A 13,655-nucleotide genomic window follows, 5' to 3' on the forward strand; every position below is an offset into this window, starting at 1 on the left:
CGCAGCCGCAGCACCCCGGGCCGGGCGGGCCGGTGGGCGTCAGTGACCGCGCGGCTCGCGCAGGCTCGTTCCCTCGACGTCGCGGACCCGCTTGCGCTCCAGCATGACCAGCACGGCGCCCACCGCGAAGGACACGATGCATGCCGGGCCGGCGATCCACGCCCAGCCCTCGAATCCGTACCCGGCGGCCACCAGCGTCAGCCCGAGCAGGAGCAGCCCGAGGCCCAGGAAGAAGTAGCCGGGCCAGCCCTTGGAGTCGGTCAGGGCCTCGCCGGCGTGGCTGCGCATCGTGCGGGCGTCGTCGGCCGGGAAGTCGCTGTCGGTCGTCAGATCCCTGTTGTACGTCTGCCTGCCGTGCACCGGATCGGCACCCGCCCGGGTCTCGTCGCTTCTCCGAAACTCGTTCTCGTGTTCCGTCACAGCCGCATCCTTTCCAGAAGTCGGGCCGGGAGAGCGCTGCGGCGCTCGGATTCGCCGACCGTGTCCCCCGTGTACCCGCTCCCGGGTCCGGGTATGCACCGGCCGGACCCGGCGGTCCCCGTCCGGGGCCGCCGGCACTCGCCCGCAGACCTCGAGGGAGGAACCATGACCGACCAGCACCGGCCCCGCAATCCGGTCGACCAGTACCCGGCACCGGATCGCGAGCGGCAACCCGAGCTCGAATATCCGGGCCTCACGTCCGACATGGTGTCGGCACCCGACCACGGCGAGCAGACCTATCGCGGCAGCGGCAGGCTCGAGGGCCGGCGGGCGCTGATCACCGGTGCCGACTCCGGGATCGGCCGGGCCGTCGCAATCGCCTTCGCCCGTGAGGGCGCCGACGTCGTCCTCAGCTATCTCGAGTCCGAGGAGGACGACGCCCGCGACACCGTGCGGTGGATCGAGGACGCGGGCCGGCGCGCCGTCGCGGTGCCGGGTGACATCCGCGCCGAGGAACACTGCCGGCACCTGGTCGACACGGCGGTGCGCGAACTCGGCGGCCTGGACATCCTGGTGAACAACGCGGCGTTCCAGATGGTGCAGATGAACGGGATCGCCGACATCACGACCGAGCAGTTCGATCGCGTGCTGAAGACGAACCTGTACGCGTTGTTCTGGTTGTGCAAGTTCGGGGTCGGGGTGATGGAGCCGGGCTCGACGATCATCAACACGTCGTCGATCCAGGGGACGAGCCCCTCGCCGGAACTGCTCGACTATGCCACGACCAAGGCCGGCATCGTCGACTTCACCAAGGGGCTGGCGGCGGACGTCGCGAAGCGGGGAATCCGGGTCAATGCCGTTGCCCCGGGCCCGATCTGGACGCCGCTGATCCCGGCCACCATGCCGCGGGAGAAGTTCGAGTCCTTCGGTGACGACGTCCCGCTCGGCCGCCCCGGGCAACCGGCCGAACTGGCGCCGGCGTACGTCTTCCTCGCCTCGCAGGAGTCGAGCTACATCACCGGCGAGGTCATCGCCGTCACCGGCGGCAAGCCCTTCTCCTGACACGCCCGTGGTGGCCGAATGTCACACGCGTTCAATCCAATCGAAGCGGTGTGACATTCGGCCACCATCCCAGGCGGGGGACGCGCGGGGGGTCAGGCCTGGGCCCGCTCCCACACGCGGTGGGCGCCGAGCAGGTCGACGATCCCGGTGACCACCGCTTCCGGATCGTCGGCGGTGACCACACCCGGGGCTTCGGGGTGGACGGCCGCGTGCTCGAGCGCCTCGGTGCCGGCGCCCCACGTGCCGAGCGCCTTGCAGTGCCGGAACGTCTCGTCGACCAGGACGCGCACGCGCGGATCGGCCGGGGCGCTCGCGAGCAGCAGCGCGTCGTACTCGACGGACCGGGCCGTGGCGAAGGTCCGCGAGATCGGCACCTCCTTGCGGCCGCCGTCGAGCTTGCCGCCGTGCGGGCCGATCACCAGCGGCACGGCCTTCGCGGCGGCCACCGCGGCGACGGCCTTGGCGACCTCGGCGACGTCGGCGCTGTCGTCCGCGACGATGCCGACCATCCGGCCCTCGATCGGCCAGGTCGCACCGACCTGGGACAGCGCCTCGCTGCGCAGCGGCTCACCGGCGAGGGCCACCGTCGGCTCCGGTGCCGGCAGCCCCAGGCCGGCCGCGACGGTGGCGCACAGTCCGGCATCGATGTTCGCGAGCACGCGCAGGGCCCGCTCCTTGATCGCCTGCTCGAAGCACTTGCCGAGTTCGAAGCTGTAGGCGTCGGCCACGTGCTGCTTCTCGACCTCGGACAGGCTGATGTAGAACAGTCGCGCCTGCGAGAAGTGGTCGTCGTACGAACTCGGCTGTGCGCGTTCCTTGACCGCGGCGGCGATGGGTGCCGGCACGTCGATGAACGCGGCCTCCTCGGCGCCGGCCAGGAACGGGCAGCCGGCCCCGAGCGAGTTGGGCCGGTACGGGGCCGCCCCGGGATGAATACCGGTCTGGTGCATGCCGTCGCGCAGCATGTCGTTGACGGGCGCATGCGGCCGGTTGATGGGCAGCTGACCGAAGTTGGGCCCGCCGAGCCGGCTGATCTGGGTGTCGAGGTAGGAGAACAGCCGGCCCTGCAGCAGCGGGTCGTCGGTGACGTCGATACCCGGCACGAGGTGCCCGGGGTGGAAGGCCACCTGTTCGGTCTCGGCGAAGAAGTTGGTCGGGTTGGCGTTGAGCTGCATCGTCCCGATCAGCTGGACCGGCGCGAGCTCCTCGGGGACGATCTTGGTGGGATCGAGCAGGTCGATGCCCTCGAACGTCTGCTCCGGGGTGTCGGGGAAGACCTGCACGCCCAGATCCCACTCCGGGTAGGCCCCGGCCTCGATCGCGTCGGCGAGGTCGCGGCGGTGGAAGTCCGGGTCGATGCCGCCGAGCAGCTGCGCCTCCTCCCACACCAGCGAGTGCACCCCCAGGCGCGGCTTCCAGTGGAACTTCACCAGCGACGTCTCACCGTCGGCGTTGACCATGCGGAAGGTGTGGACGCCGAAGCCCTCCATCATCCGGTAGGAGCGGGGGATGCCGCGGTCGGACATGTTCCACAGGGTGTGGGCGGTGGCCTCGGTGTGGAGCGAGACGAAGTCCCAGAACGTGTCGTGTGCGCTCTGCGCCTGCGGGATCTCCCGGTCCGGGTGCGGCTTGGCCGCGTGGACGACGTCGGGGAACTTGATCGCGTCCTGGATGAAGAACACCGGGATGTTGTTCCCGACCAGGTCGAACGTGCCCTCCTCGGTGTAGAACTTCGTCGCGAAGCCGCGTGTGTCGCGGACGGTGTCGGCGGAGCCGCGCGAGCCGAGCACGGTCGAGAAGCGGACGAACACGGGCGTCTCGGCGCCCTTCTGCAGGAACCCGGCACGGGTGATCTTCGAGGCGGCGCCGTTGGCCCGGAAGACGCCGTGGGCCGCGGCGCCGCGGGCGTGCACCGCCCGCTCGGGGATGCGCTCGTGGTCGAAGTGGGTGATCTTCTCGCGGAAGTGGTGGTCCTGCAGCAGGGTGGGGCCGCGCCGACCGGCCTTGAGGGAGTGGTCGGTGTCCGTCAGCCGCGCGCCCTGCGCGGTGGTGAGGTACCGGCCCTGGGGCCCGCGCGCGCCGTCGGGCAGGTCTTCGGGGGTGCCGGTGGCAGTGACCGGGATGGGTTCACGCTGGTCGGGCTTGGCCGGTGGCGGGTCCGTCGGGGTGGTGGGTTCCTCGACCGGGACCTCGAAACCGGCGGGTGAGCCGGGAACCGGCGGATTCTTCTCGAACACTGCGATGCTCCGTTCGGTCGAGACGGGTGACGTTCACGTCTCGGCCGAGTTGCCCCGCACGCCCGTTTCCAAACATCGGCCGGCGCGTCGGGTCTCGGCGTGCGCCGGGGTGGCGACCCACCCCGCCCGTGACAACGTCTGCGGCCGGCCACGCGCGGTGGCCGGCCACCACGGGCGGGTACCCCTTCGGCGGGGATCCCACACTTCGCCCGACGGGGCGACGAGAACGGATGCCCGGCGGGCGGACGTATTCGGGGCCGGAGGTTTCGACCGCGCGTCAGTGGGCACAACGGTTCAGGGCCGTCTCGTAGTCCGGATGCGGGCCGGCCAAGGTGCCCCGGGTTGAACTCGACAGCCCGGGGCGCCGAACTCCCTCGGCGTGCCGGGCCGACCGGCGGGTCGAAACGGCAGCTCCGGCCGGTCAGCGGGTGAAGCGTTCGACCGCGGCACCGGGCCGCCACAGGTCCACGTACAGGTGCTCCCCGTCCACCGACGTGAGCACCGCCTCGGCCAGGCCGAGTTCGAACACGTGCATCGGTCCCGGCGGCACCTCCTCCGGGTAGGCGGCGAGCACGGCTGCCTTCTCCTCGTCGTGCAGCTCCCGGGCCCGGCCGGCGACCTTCGCGTCGCCCCCTGTCATCGAGTGGTGCCCGGGATTCGAATGCAGGGCGTAGCGCGGATCGCGCTGCAGATCGCGCGCTTTCCGCGCGCCCGGCATCGAGCCGAGCACCAGCCGGCCGCCGACGATCTCGACCTCCGTCCCGCTGACGCGGGGCGACCCGTCCCGTCGCACCGTCGCCAGGACGTGATGCTTGTGCGCCTGCAGTCGTGCGGCGATCGCCTTCGCCAGATCCGGTGCCTGCTCGGAGAACTCGTCCCATGTGGTCATGGACCCAGCATGCCCCCGTATCACTGACATCCGATGTCAGTGTTTTCCGCGTAGGCTGCGGACATGCGATCGGCACGTCTGCTCGCGATGATGCTCCGGCTCCAGGGCAGCGCGGGCCTGACCGCGCGGCAACTCGCGGACGACCTCGGCGTGTCGGTGCGCACCGTGTACCGCGACGTCGGTGCCCTGTCCGCCGCGGGGGTCCCGGTGTGGACCGAGAGCGGGCCGGGTGGCGGCATCCGCCTGCTCGACGGGTGGCAGTCCCGGCTGAGCGGGCTCACCAGCGACGAGAGCGCCGCGCTGATGCTGCTGGGGGTGCCCACCCTCGCCGCCGACCTCGGGGTGGAGCTCGAGGCGGCACGCGGCAAGCTGCTCGGGTCCATGCCGGTCACCCTGCGCAGCGCCGCCCAGGCGTGGCGCGACCGGGTACACGTCGACGTCCCAGGCTGGTTCGCCGCACCGGGCGACAACACGCACCTGCCGGGGGTCGCGTCCGCCGTGTTCGACGAGCGCCGCCTGCACATCCGCTACCGGCGCGGCGGCCGGACCGTGGCCCGCACCCTCGACCCGCTCGGGCTCGTCGCCAAGGCCGGGGTCTGGTACCTCGTCGCCGCCCACACCGGTCACGTCCGCACCTACCGCGTCGGGCGCATCGCGTCCGCCGACGTGCTCGACGCTCCCGCGCACCGCCCCGGCGGATTCGACCTGCCCGCCTACTGGGCGGCGTCCGCGGCGGAGTTCGACCGGGCCCTGCGTACGTTCGCCTGCACGGTCCGCCTCACCCCGGCCGCGTGGCGGCGCCTGCCCCGCGTGGTGGGCGCCGACGCCGCCGCCGTCGAGCCGGGCCCGCCGGACGCGGACGGGCGGGTTCGGGTGGACCTGCTGCTCGAGACCGAGGAGGTGGCGCTCGACCAGCTCCTCGCCCTCGGCGGCGGGGTCGAGGTCGTGGCCCCGCGGTCGTTGAGGGCCGCCCTCCGCGGCGCCGGCGAGACGCTGGCCCGGTGCAACTCGTGACGTCGGATCGAAGGCGACAGGCGTTCTGCGCGAACGGCTCTCGTGGTGCAGCGGTGTGAGCGGACGGCTCAGCGCACCAGCTTCCACTTGTGCTCGTGCCGGTAGAACGTGGATCGCTTCACCGCCCGGGGATTGGCCACCCCGTCGCGGGTGAGCAGGGCGCCGGGCGAGCCGAGCTGGACGGCGCGTCCGGTCACCCAGCGGTAGCCGCCGAACCAGCGCGGCCGGTCGATCGCGGCCCGCAGTCCCGGCATGTCGGGGATCGGCTCGATCCGCACGCCCGGGGCGACCCCGCTGAACAGGCGGGTGTCGTCCACGTACGCCTCGCCGACGAGCTCGCCGACCTCACCCTCGACGAGGGCACGCCCGACGAGGGCGATGCCGGCGTCGTCGCGGATGAGCGGCACCGGCCGGGCCACGCCCTGCAGGGCGACGGTCGCGGCCTTGGACCCGAACCGCAGCCCGTAGGCCTCGGCGGCCGGGGTGCGCCGCTCGGGCACGTAGGCCAGTTCGATGCCGAGCCGCTCCGTGCGCATCATCCGGGTCAGCGCTGCGGCGAAGGCGGCATCCCCGCCCACCACCACGAGCCGGGGATCCTCGACCGACTCGAGATGCGCGAACACGTCCTCGAAGTCGTCCTTGCCGGGAAGCACGGGGGCGGTCAACGTGGTCAGGGACGTCAATGTCAACGGCAGCGGGGCGTCACCGCACTTGAGCACAACGGGGGTCAAGAGCACTCCTCTCGCGGCCGACGATGCTCCGTTCACTCTAGTCACGACGGGCCCCGCCGCCGGGCGCCCGAACGTGGCACGGTGAGTCGGGCGGATTCTCGGTCCCCGTCGCAGGCGGGGCGGCGACCGGCGGACGCCGGAGGCAGCGCCGCGCGCGTGGTCCGCTAGACTGTCCCCCCGGCTTCTGTTCTGTGACGGCAGAACCCTGCAGGCGGAGGGCGCCCGCACGTCGACACCCTAGGAGACAGCGAAATGCCGGCAATCGTCCTGATCGGCGCCCAGTGGGGCGACGAGGGCAAGGGCAAGGCCACCGATCTGCTCGGTGGCCGGGTGCAGTGGGTGGTGCGCTACCAGGGGGGCAACAACGCCGGCCATACCGTCGTCCTCCCCAACGGGGAGAATTTCGCGCTGCACCTGATCCCTTCCGGCATCCTCACTCCCGGCGTCACCAACGTGATCGGCAACGGCGTGGTCGTGGACCCGGGCGTGCTGCTCGACGAGCTGGCCGGTCTCGAGAACCGCGGGGTCGACACCACGAACCTGCTGCTCAGCGCCGACGCGCACCTGATCATGCCGTACCACGTGGCCATCGACAAGGTCACCGAACGCTTCCTCGGCGCCAAGAAGATCGGCACCACCGGCCGCGGCATCGGCCCGTGCTACCAGGACAAGATCGCCCGCGTGGGCGTCCGCGTCGCCGACGTCCTCGACGAGAAGATCCTCACCCACAAGGTCGAGGCCGCCCTGGAGTTCAAGAACCAGGTGCTGTCGAAGATCTACAACCGCAAGGCCCTCGACCCGCAGCAGGTCGTCGACGAGGTGCTCGGCCAGGCGGAGGGCTTCAAGCATCGCATCGCCGACACCCGGCTGCGCCTGAACCTGGCCCTCGAGGCCGGCGAGACGGTCCTGCTCGAGGGCTCGCAGGGTACTCTGCTCGACGTCGACCACGGCACCTACCCGTACGTGACGTCGTCGAACCCCACGGCCGGCGGCGCGGCGGTCGGGTCGGGCATCGGCCCCAACCGGATCGGTACGGTGCTCGGCATTCTCAAGGCCTACACCACCCGCGTCGGTTCGGGCCCGTTCCCGACCGAACTGTTCGACGAGCACGGCGCCTACCTGGCCAAGACCGGCGGCGAGGTCGGCGTCACCACCGGCCGGGCCCGGCGCTGCGGCTGGTTCGACGCCGTGATCGCCCGCTACGCGACCCGCGTCAACGGCATCACCGACTTCTTCCTCACCAAGCTCGACGTGCTGTCGAGCCTCGAGACCGTGCCGATCTGCGTCGGCTACGAGGTGGACGGGGTCCGCGTCGACGAAATGCCGATGACACAGACCGACATCCACCACGCCACGCCGATCTACGAGGAGATGCCCGGCTGGTGGGAGGACATCTCCGACGCCCGCACCTTCGAGGACCTGCCGAAGAACGCACAGAACTACGTGCTGCGGCTCGAGGAGCTTTCGGGCGCGCGCATGTCGTGCATCGGCGTCGGCCCGGGCCGCGACCAGACGATCGTGCGGCGCGACATCCTGGGCTGAAACCCGCTGCGGCTGCCCGTCAGAACAGGGTCGGATCGTCGAAGCCGGGGGCGTGCTCGAGCGCGAGCAGCTCCCGCTTCGTGACGGTGCTTCCGGGTGCGGAGAAGCCGCCGATGCCGCCGCCCGCGGCGAGGATCCGGTGGCACGGCACGACGAGCGGAACGGGGTTGCGTCCCAAGGCCTGTCCGACGGCCTGCGCTCCGGCCGGCCGACCGATCCGGGTGGCGACCTCGCCGTAGGTCGCCACCGTCCCGGGGCCGATCGTGCGCGCGAACTCGTAGACCGCGGTGTCGAATTCGGACACGTTCTGGTAGTCGACCGGAACCCAGCGCAGGTCGTCCGGGGCGCCGGCGAGATGCGCGGTGACGGCCTCGATCACGGGCTGCACCGCGGCCGGGGCCGGGCGCTCGACCGCGTCCGGGAACCGCTCGAGCAGTTCGTCGCGCGTCGGCTCAGGTGCGGTCTCGGGCAGTTGCAGGCCGACGATGCCGGCTGCGGACCACACGAGCCCGCACGTGCCGACGGCGGTGTCGAAGAGGGTGTAGCCGAGGGTGGTCACGTCGCCAGTATGGACTGGACCGGGGACGGGCGACCACTTCACCGACTGGACTGCGATACTGGACCGGTGATCACGCGTGCGATCGGCGCCGGCTCCCTGGCCCGCGACCTCGGCAACTGGCAGGACACCGCCGATCGGCGGCCCGCGTACCGGGCCCTCGCGGACGGAATCCGCCTGCTGGTGCACGACGGCCGCGTCCCCCTGGGGGTGGCGCTGCCCAGCGAACGCGAGCTCGCCGCCGCGCTGGCCCTGAGCCGCACCACCATCACCTCCGCGTACACGGCGCTGCGCGAGGCCGGCTACCTGCGCAGCCGGCAGGGCGCGCGCAGCACCGTCGCGCTGCCGTCGGGCCGGACCGCCGCCCCGGCGCGGGCGGGCGGTCCCGGTCCCGCCCGGGCGCCCGAGACCGTGGATCTGAGCTACGCGTCCATGCCCGCGCCCGCCGCCGAGATCGAGTCCGCCTACGCGGCCGCGTTGCGCTCGGTGCCGGCCTACCTCGACTCGCACGGCATGGAGCCGATCGGCGTGGCCCCGCTGCGCGAGGTCATCGCGCGGCGCTACCGGGAGCGGGGGCTGCCCACGGACGCCGACCAGATCATGGTCACCTCCGGCGCGCAGCACGCGCTGCGCCTGCTGCTCGGCGTGCTCACCGACGCCGGCGACCGCGTGATCGTCGACCATCCCACGTATCCCAATGCGCTCGAGGCGATCCGGCGGCACGGGGCGCGGCCGGTCGTGGTGCCGGTGCGGCCCGAGGGCGGCGCCGACGCCGGCTGGGACCTCGAGGGCCTGCGCAGCGCCGCGCGGCAGACGGCGGCGCGAATGGCGTTCCTGATCCCGGACTTCCACAGCCCCACCGGGCTGTGCATGGGCGCACAGGGCCGGGCCGAACTCGTCCGGATCGCCCAGGAGACCCGCATGACGCTCGTCGTGGACGAGACGATGGTGGACCTGTGGCTGGACACCCCACCACCCCCCGCGGTCGCCTCGTACGGCGCGGACCGGTCCGTCGTGACGGTGGGATCCACCGGGAAGTCCCTGTGGGGCGGGCTCCGGGTGGGCTGGATCCGTGCCGACCGGTCCCTGATCACGCGGCTCGTGGGGGCACGCTCCGCCGTCGACCTCGGCACGCCGGTGATGGAGCAGCTCGCCGCGGCGCACCTGCTCGGCGACGTCGAAGACCTGCTCGAGCGGCGGCGCGGACAGCTGCGCCGCCGCCGGGCGGCGATGCTCGGCGCGCTCGGCGAGCACCTGCCCGACTGGAAGTACACGGTGGGGCCGGGCGGGATGTCGCTGTGGGTGCGGATGCCCACGCCGGTGTCGACGGCCCTCGCGGCGACCGCCCCGAATCACGGTGTGGTCCTCGCCGCCGGACCGCGGTTCGGCGTGGAAGGCGCGTTCGAGCGCTTCCTCCGGCTGCCGTACGCGCGGGAGGTCGACGAGGTGCGCCGGGCGGTGGCGTCCGTGGCGTCGGCGTACGACGCGCTCGCCCGCGGCCGGGACCTCGCGGAACCACACCTCGTGGTCTGATTCGGAGGTGGCCGGACGGGGCCCGGGAACCGGTCCGCGGCGTTATGCTCGAGGGGTACGCACGGGCGGTCATGCCGTTGTGGCCGTCCGCGAGCCGCCACTTCGGACGGATGCGAGAACGACTGTGGCCGAAAAGGATCCGTACGCGACGCAGCGCGACATCGGGTTCGACCTCGCTGCCGAACTCGCCGCCGCCGGGTTCGACGACGCGCGGGAGATCGGGCGCGGCGGATTCGGTGTCGTCTACCGCTGCTACGAGACCGCACTCGATCGCCCCGTCGCGGTGAAGGTCCTCACCTCCCACATGGACACCGACAACCTCGAGCGTTTCCTGCGTGAGCAGCGCGCCATGGGACGGCTGTCCGGGCATCCCAACATCGTCAACGTCCTGCAGGTCGGCACCACCGAATCCGGGCGCCCGTACCTCGTGATGCAGTACCACCCGCGCGACTCGCTCGACGCGCAACTGCGCCGCTCCGGGCCCATCCCGTGGGCCGAGGTGGTGCGGATCGGCATCAAGCTGGCCGGCGCCCTCGAGACCGGCCACCGCGTCGGCATCCTGCACCGCGACGTCAAGCCGGCCAACATCCTGCTCACCGAGTTCGGCGAGCCGCAGCTCACGGACTTCGGGATCGCCCGCATCAGCGGGGGCTTCGAGACGGTGGCGGGTGAGGTGACCGGGTCGCCGGCGTTCACGGCCCCGGAGGTGCTCAGCGGCCGCGTGCCCACCCCCGCATCGGACGTCTACAGCCTCGGCGCCACGCTGTTCTGCGCGCTGACCGGGCACGCGGCATTCGAACGGCGCAGCGGCGAGCGGGTCGTGGCGCAGTTCGTGCGGGTGACCACCCAGCCCGTTCCGGACCTGCGCGAGCAGGGCGTCCCGGACGGATTGTCCTCGGCGATCGAGCGTTCCATGTCGGTGGACCCGCAGGCCCGGCCCGCGACCGCCGCCGAGTTCGGGGAGCTGCTGCGCGAGGTGCAGGCCGACGAGGGTCTGCCGGTGGACGAGCTGCCGGTAGCCGGGGAACTCGAGCCGGGCTCGGAGCCCGGTCACCCTCCGTCGCCGTCCGTGTCGGAGCGGCGGAGCACCTACCGGTCCGGCGTGCGCGCCACCACCCCGCCGGTGCCGGCGACCCGGTTCCGTCCGCCGTCGACCACACGCCGGCTCGTGCCGCGACGGCGCCTGCTCGCCGTCCTCGACACGGAGCAGCGCCGGAAACTGACCGTCATCCACTCCCCGCCGGGATTCGGCAAGACCATGCTGGCCCTGCAGTGGCGCTACGCGCTCACCGAGAGGAACGTGCCCGTCGCGTGGCTCAACGTCGACCACGACGACAACAACGTGGTGTGGTTCCTGGCCCACCTCGTCGAGTCGATCCGGCAGGTGCGGCCCTCGCTGGCCCGCGAGCTCGGCCAGGTGCTCGACGAACACGGCGACGAGGCCGAACGTTACGTGCTCACCTCACTCATCGACGAGATCCACAGGGCCGGTGAACGACTCGTCGTCATCATCGACGACTGGCATCGGGTCGACGACCCCGCGACGATCGCCGCGATGGCCTTCCTGCTCGACAACGGCTGCCACCACATGCAGCTCGTGGTGGTCGGCCGGACCCGCGCGGGACTGCCGACGAGCCGGATGCGGGTGCGCGACGAGCTCGTCGAAATAGACTACGAGGCATTGCGATTCGACGAGTCCGAGGCGCGGACCTTCCTCGTCGACCTCGCCGGGCTGGACCTCGACGACGACGAGGTCGCCGACCTGACCGCCGCCACCGACGGGTGGGCGGCCGCGTTGCAGCTCGCGGCGGTGTCGCTGCGCGGACGCGAGGACCCCGGGGAACTGATCTCCCACCTGTCCGGCCGGCACCGGGCGATCGGCGACTTCCTCGCCGAGAACGTGCTCGAGTCGCTGCCCCCGGACGACGTCGAGTTCCTGCTCACCACCGCGGTGACCGAACGCATCTGCGGCAGCCTCGCCACCGCGCTCACCGGGCACGAACGTGGTCAGGCCCTGCTCGAGGACCTCGAGGACCGGGACCTGTTCCTGCACCGGATCGACGAGGACGGCCGCTGGTTCGGATATCAGCCGTTGTTCGCCGAGTTCCTCCGGCAGCGGCTCGAACGCGAGCACCCGGAGCGCGTCCCGGCCCTGCACCGGACCGCGTCCGAGTGGTACGAGGGCCATGCGATGGTCGGCGAGGCGGTCGACCACGCCCTCGCCGCGGGCGACGAGGACCGCGCCGTCGACCTCGTCGAGAAGAACGGGCGCCGGATGATCGAGCACGGGCACGCCACCACGCTGCTCGGGCTCGTCGCCAAGCTGCCGCGCCGCGCCGTGGCGGGCCGGATCCGCCTGCAGCTGTCGATCGCCTGGGGGAACATCCTGCTGCACCGCTCGGCGCCGGCGCTGCACGCGCTGGACGTGGTCGAGGCGGCGGTCGCGGCCGACGGTGTGAACGCCGAGGAGGCGGCCGACATCGCCGTCGAGGTGGAGGTCGTGCGCAGCATCGTCGCCCTGCGCTGCGACCGCCTGGAACGCGCCGACGATCTCGTCGAGCACTGCCTGGCCCGCGCCGCCACCCTGCCGCCGCTGGTGATCTCGTCCGGGCTCAACGTCGCCACGTTCGCCGCGGTCTACCGGGCCGACTACGACGAGGTGGTTCGGCTGCAGCAGGTGGCGCAGCCGTACCACGAACTCAACGAGGGCCCCTACAACACCATGCACGCCCGCGCCCTGCTGGGGCTGGCCGCGGTCGAACAGCTCGACGTCGCCGGGGCCGAGGAGCATTTCCGCGCGGGACTGCGCGCGGCGCGGCGCGGCAGCGGCCGGCACTCGTCGGCCGCGGTGCTGGCCGGGTCGATCCTCGGTGAGCTGCTCTACGAGCGGGGCGAGCTCGACGAGGCCGAGCGGCTGCTCGACGACGGCTTCGCCCTCGGCTCGGAGGGCGGGGTCGTGGATTTCAAGATCTCGCGGTACGTCGTCGGTGCCCGGCTCAAGGCCGTGCGCGGCGACCGCGAGGCGGTGGTGTCGCGACTGGCGGACGGCGCCCGTGCGGCCGCCGCCATGAACCTGGAGCGGCTCGCGGCGGCCGTCGAGAACGAACGCGTCCGGCTCGGTCTCGGGCCGCTGCCGTCGGCGCCGCGGCAGCAGCCGGTCGCCTACGGGACGCGGCCGCGCCCCGACCACGGCACGGCGGCGTGGACCGCGCAGCTCGAGGAGGCCACGGCCATCCGGGGGCTGCTCGCCGATCCCACGCCGGAGAACACCGAGCTGGCGTGCCGGTGGGCCGGCGAGTGGGTGCAACTGCTGCGCGGCAGCCGCCGGGCGCGCAGGCTGCTGCGCGCGGAGCGGCTCGAGGTGGCCTGCCTGGCCGCGGCCGGGCACGACGAGGAAGCGGCGACCCTGCTGGCCTCCGTCGCCGCGCGGTGCGAACAGGCGGGTCTGCTCCGGTTCCTGCCCGACGGCGGCCCGCTCGTGCTCGACGTCGCGCGCCGGCTCGCGGACGAGCTCACCGCGGGCAGGGGCCGCGCCGGTCGCCCGGACGTGTCCCCGGCGTTCCTGCTGGACGCGGTCGACACGGGCGCCGTGCACCTCCTGTAGGCGCCTGCGGCGCCGGTGTGTCCTTCGGGTCGCCAGGGCAGCCCAAAGGACACACCGGCAGCTCCGC

10 protein-coding genes are annotated in these 13,655 nt (G+C 72.5%); 5 read left to right on the forward strand and 5 right to left on the reverse strand.

The window, feature by feature from the left end; translation table 11 throughout:
• Nucleotides 1-39 precede the first annotated feature (39 nt).
• Nucleotides 40-360, reverse strand: coding sequence for a hypothetical protein (locus OCS65_RS08320; protein WP_029545390.1), 321 nt, complete (start codon nt 358-360; stop codon nt 40-42).
• A gap of 225 nt (nt 361-585) precedes the next feature.
• Between OCS65_RS08320 and OCS65_RS08325 the strand changes: the two genes are divergently transcribed.
• Entirely contained in the window at nt 586-1,482 is an 897-nt protein-coding gene (locus OCS65_RS08325; RefSeq protein WP_006945447.1) for a glucose 1-dehydrogenase, read from the forward strand.
• A gap of 92 nt (nt 1,483-1,574) precedes the next feature.
• Here the strand turns inward: OCS65_RS08325 and OCS65_RS08330 are convergent, their stop codons facing one another.
• Together OCS65_RS08330 and OCS65_RS08335 are read right to left on the reverse strand one after the other, a co-directional pair.
• Nucleotides 1,575-3,719 (reverse strand): catalase, encoded by a 2,145-nt coding sequence (locus OCS65_RS08330; RefSeq protein ID WP_065922252.1) that lies wholly within the window; start codon nt 3,717-3,719, stop codon nt 1,575-1,577.
• A gap of 421 nt (nt 3,720-4,140) precedes the next feature.
• Nucleotides 4,141-4,608 carry a pyridoxamine 5'-phosphate oxidase family protein gene (locus tag OCS65_RS08335; RefSeq protein WP_006945450.1) on the reverse strand — a complete coding sequence of 156 codons (468 nt, stop codon included), beginning with the start codon at nt 4,606-4,608 and terminating at the stop codon, nt 4,141-4,143.
• Nucleotides 4,609-4,671: 63 nt separating this feature from the next.
• On the opposite strand from OCS65_RS08335, the gene OCS65_RS08340 reads away from it, so the two are divergent.
• Nucleotides 4,672-5,622 (forward strand): helix-turn-helix transcriptional regulator, encoded by a 951-nt coding sequence (locus tag OCS65_RS08340; protein WP_065922253.1) that lies wholly within the window; start codon nt 4,672-4,674, stop codon nt 5,620-5,622.
• Between the two features lie 68 nt (nt 5,623-5,690).
• Here the strand turns inward: OCS65_RS08340 and OCS65_RS08345 are convergent, their stop codons facing one another.
• Nucleotides 5,691-6,341 carry a hypothetical protein gene (locus OCS65_RS08345; protein ID WP_029545383.1) on the reverse strand — a complete coding sequence of 217 codons (651 nt, stop codon included), beginning with the start codon at nt 6,339-6,341 and terminating at the stop codon, nt 5,691-5,693.
• A gap of 264 nt (nt 6,342-6,605) precedes the next feature.
• On the opposite strand from OCS65_RS08345, the gene OCS65_RS08350 reads away from it, so the two are divergent.
• A complete protein-coding gene (locus OCS65_RS08350) occupies nt 6,606-7,895 on the forward strand; it encodes an adenylosuccinate synthase (RefSeq protein ID WP_006945457.1) in 1,290 nt (429 codons plus the stop codon).
• A gap of 19 nt (nt 7,896-7,914) precedes the next feature.
• Here OCS65_RS08350 and OCS65_RS08355 read toward each other — a convergent pair whose 3' ends face one another.
• Nucleotides 7,915-8,454, reverse strand: coding sequence for a methylated-DNA--[protein]-cysteine S-methyltransferase (locus tag OCS65_RS08355; RefSeq protein ID WP_006945458.1), 540 nt, complete (start codon nt 8,452-8,454; stop codon nt 7,915-7,917).
• Nucleotides 8,455-8,520: 66 nt separating this feature from the next.
• Here OCS65_RS08355 and yczR point away from each other — a divergent pair, with 66 nt between their 5' ends.
• Nucleotides 8,521-9,984, forward strand: coding sequence for a MocR-like transcription factor YczR (gene yczR, locus OCS65_RS08360; protein ID WP_006945460.1), 1,464 nt, complete (start codon nt 8,521-8,523; stop codon nt 9,982-9,984).
• Nucleotides 9,985-10,108: 124 nt separating this feature from the next.
• Nucleotides 10,109-13,588, forward strand: coding sequence for a serine/threonine-protein kinase (locus tag OCS65_RS08365; protein WP_251549558.1), 3,480 nt, complete (start codon nt 10,109-10,111; stop codon nt 13,586-13,588).
• Nucleotides 13,589-13,655 lie beyond the last annotated feature (67 nt).

The sequence above is a fragment of the Rhodococcus aetherivorans genome (genome assembly GCF_025722975.1).
Classification (GTDB): Bacteria; Actinomycetota; Actinomycetes; order Mycobacteriales; family Mycobacteriaceae; genus Rhodococcus; species Rhodococcus aetherivorans.

Excerpts from the sequence above, each read along its gene's own strand:
- OCS65_RS08335 (WP_006945450.1), bottom strand. The coding sequence starts at position 4,608 with ATGACCACATGGGACGAGTTCTCCGAGCAGGCACCGGATCTGGCGAAG.
- OCS65_RS08325 (WP_006945447.1), top strand. The coding sequence starts at position 586 with ATGACCGACCAGCACCGGCCCCGCAATCCGGTCGACCAGTACCCGGCA.
- OCS65_RS08350 (WP_006945457.1), top strand. The coding sequence starts at position 6,606 with ATGCCGGCAATCGTCCTGATCGGCGCCCAGTGGGGCGACGAGGGCAAG.
- OCS65_RS08340 (WP_065922253.1), top strand. The coding sequence starts at position 4,672 with ATGCGATCGGCACGTCTGCTCGCGATGATGCTCCGGCTCCAGGGCAGC.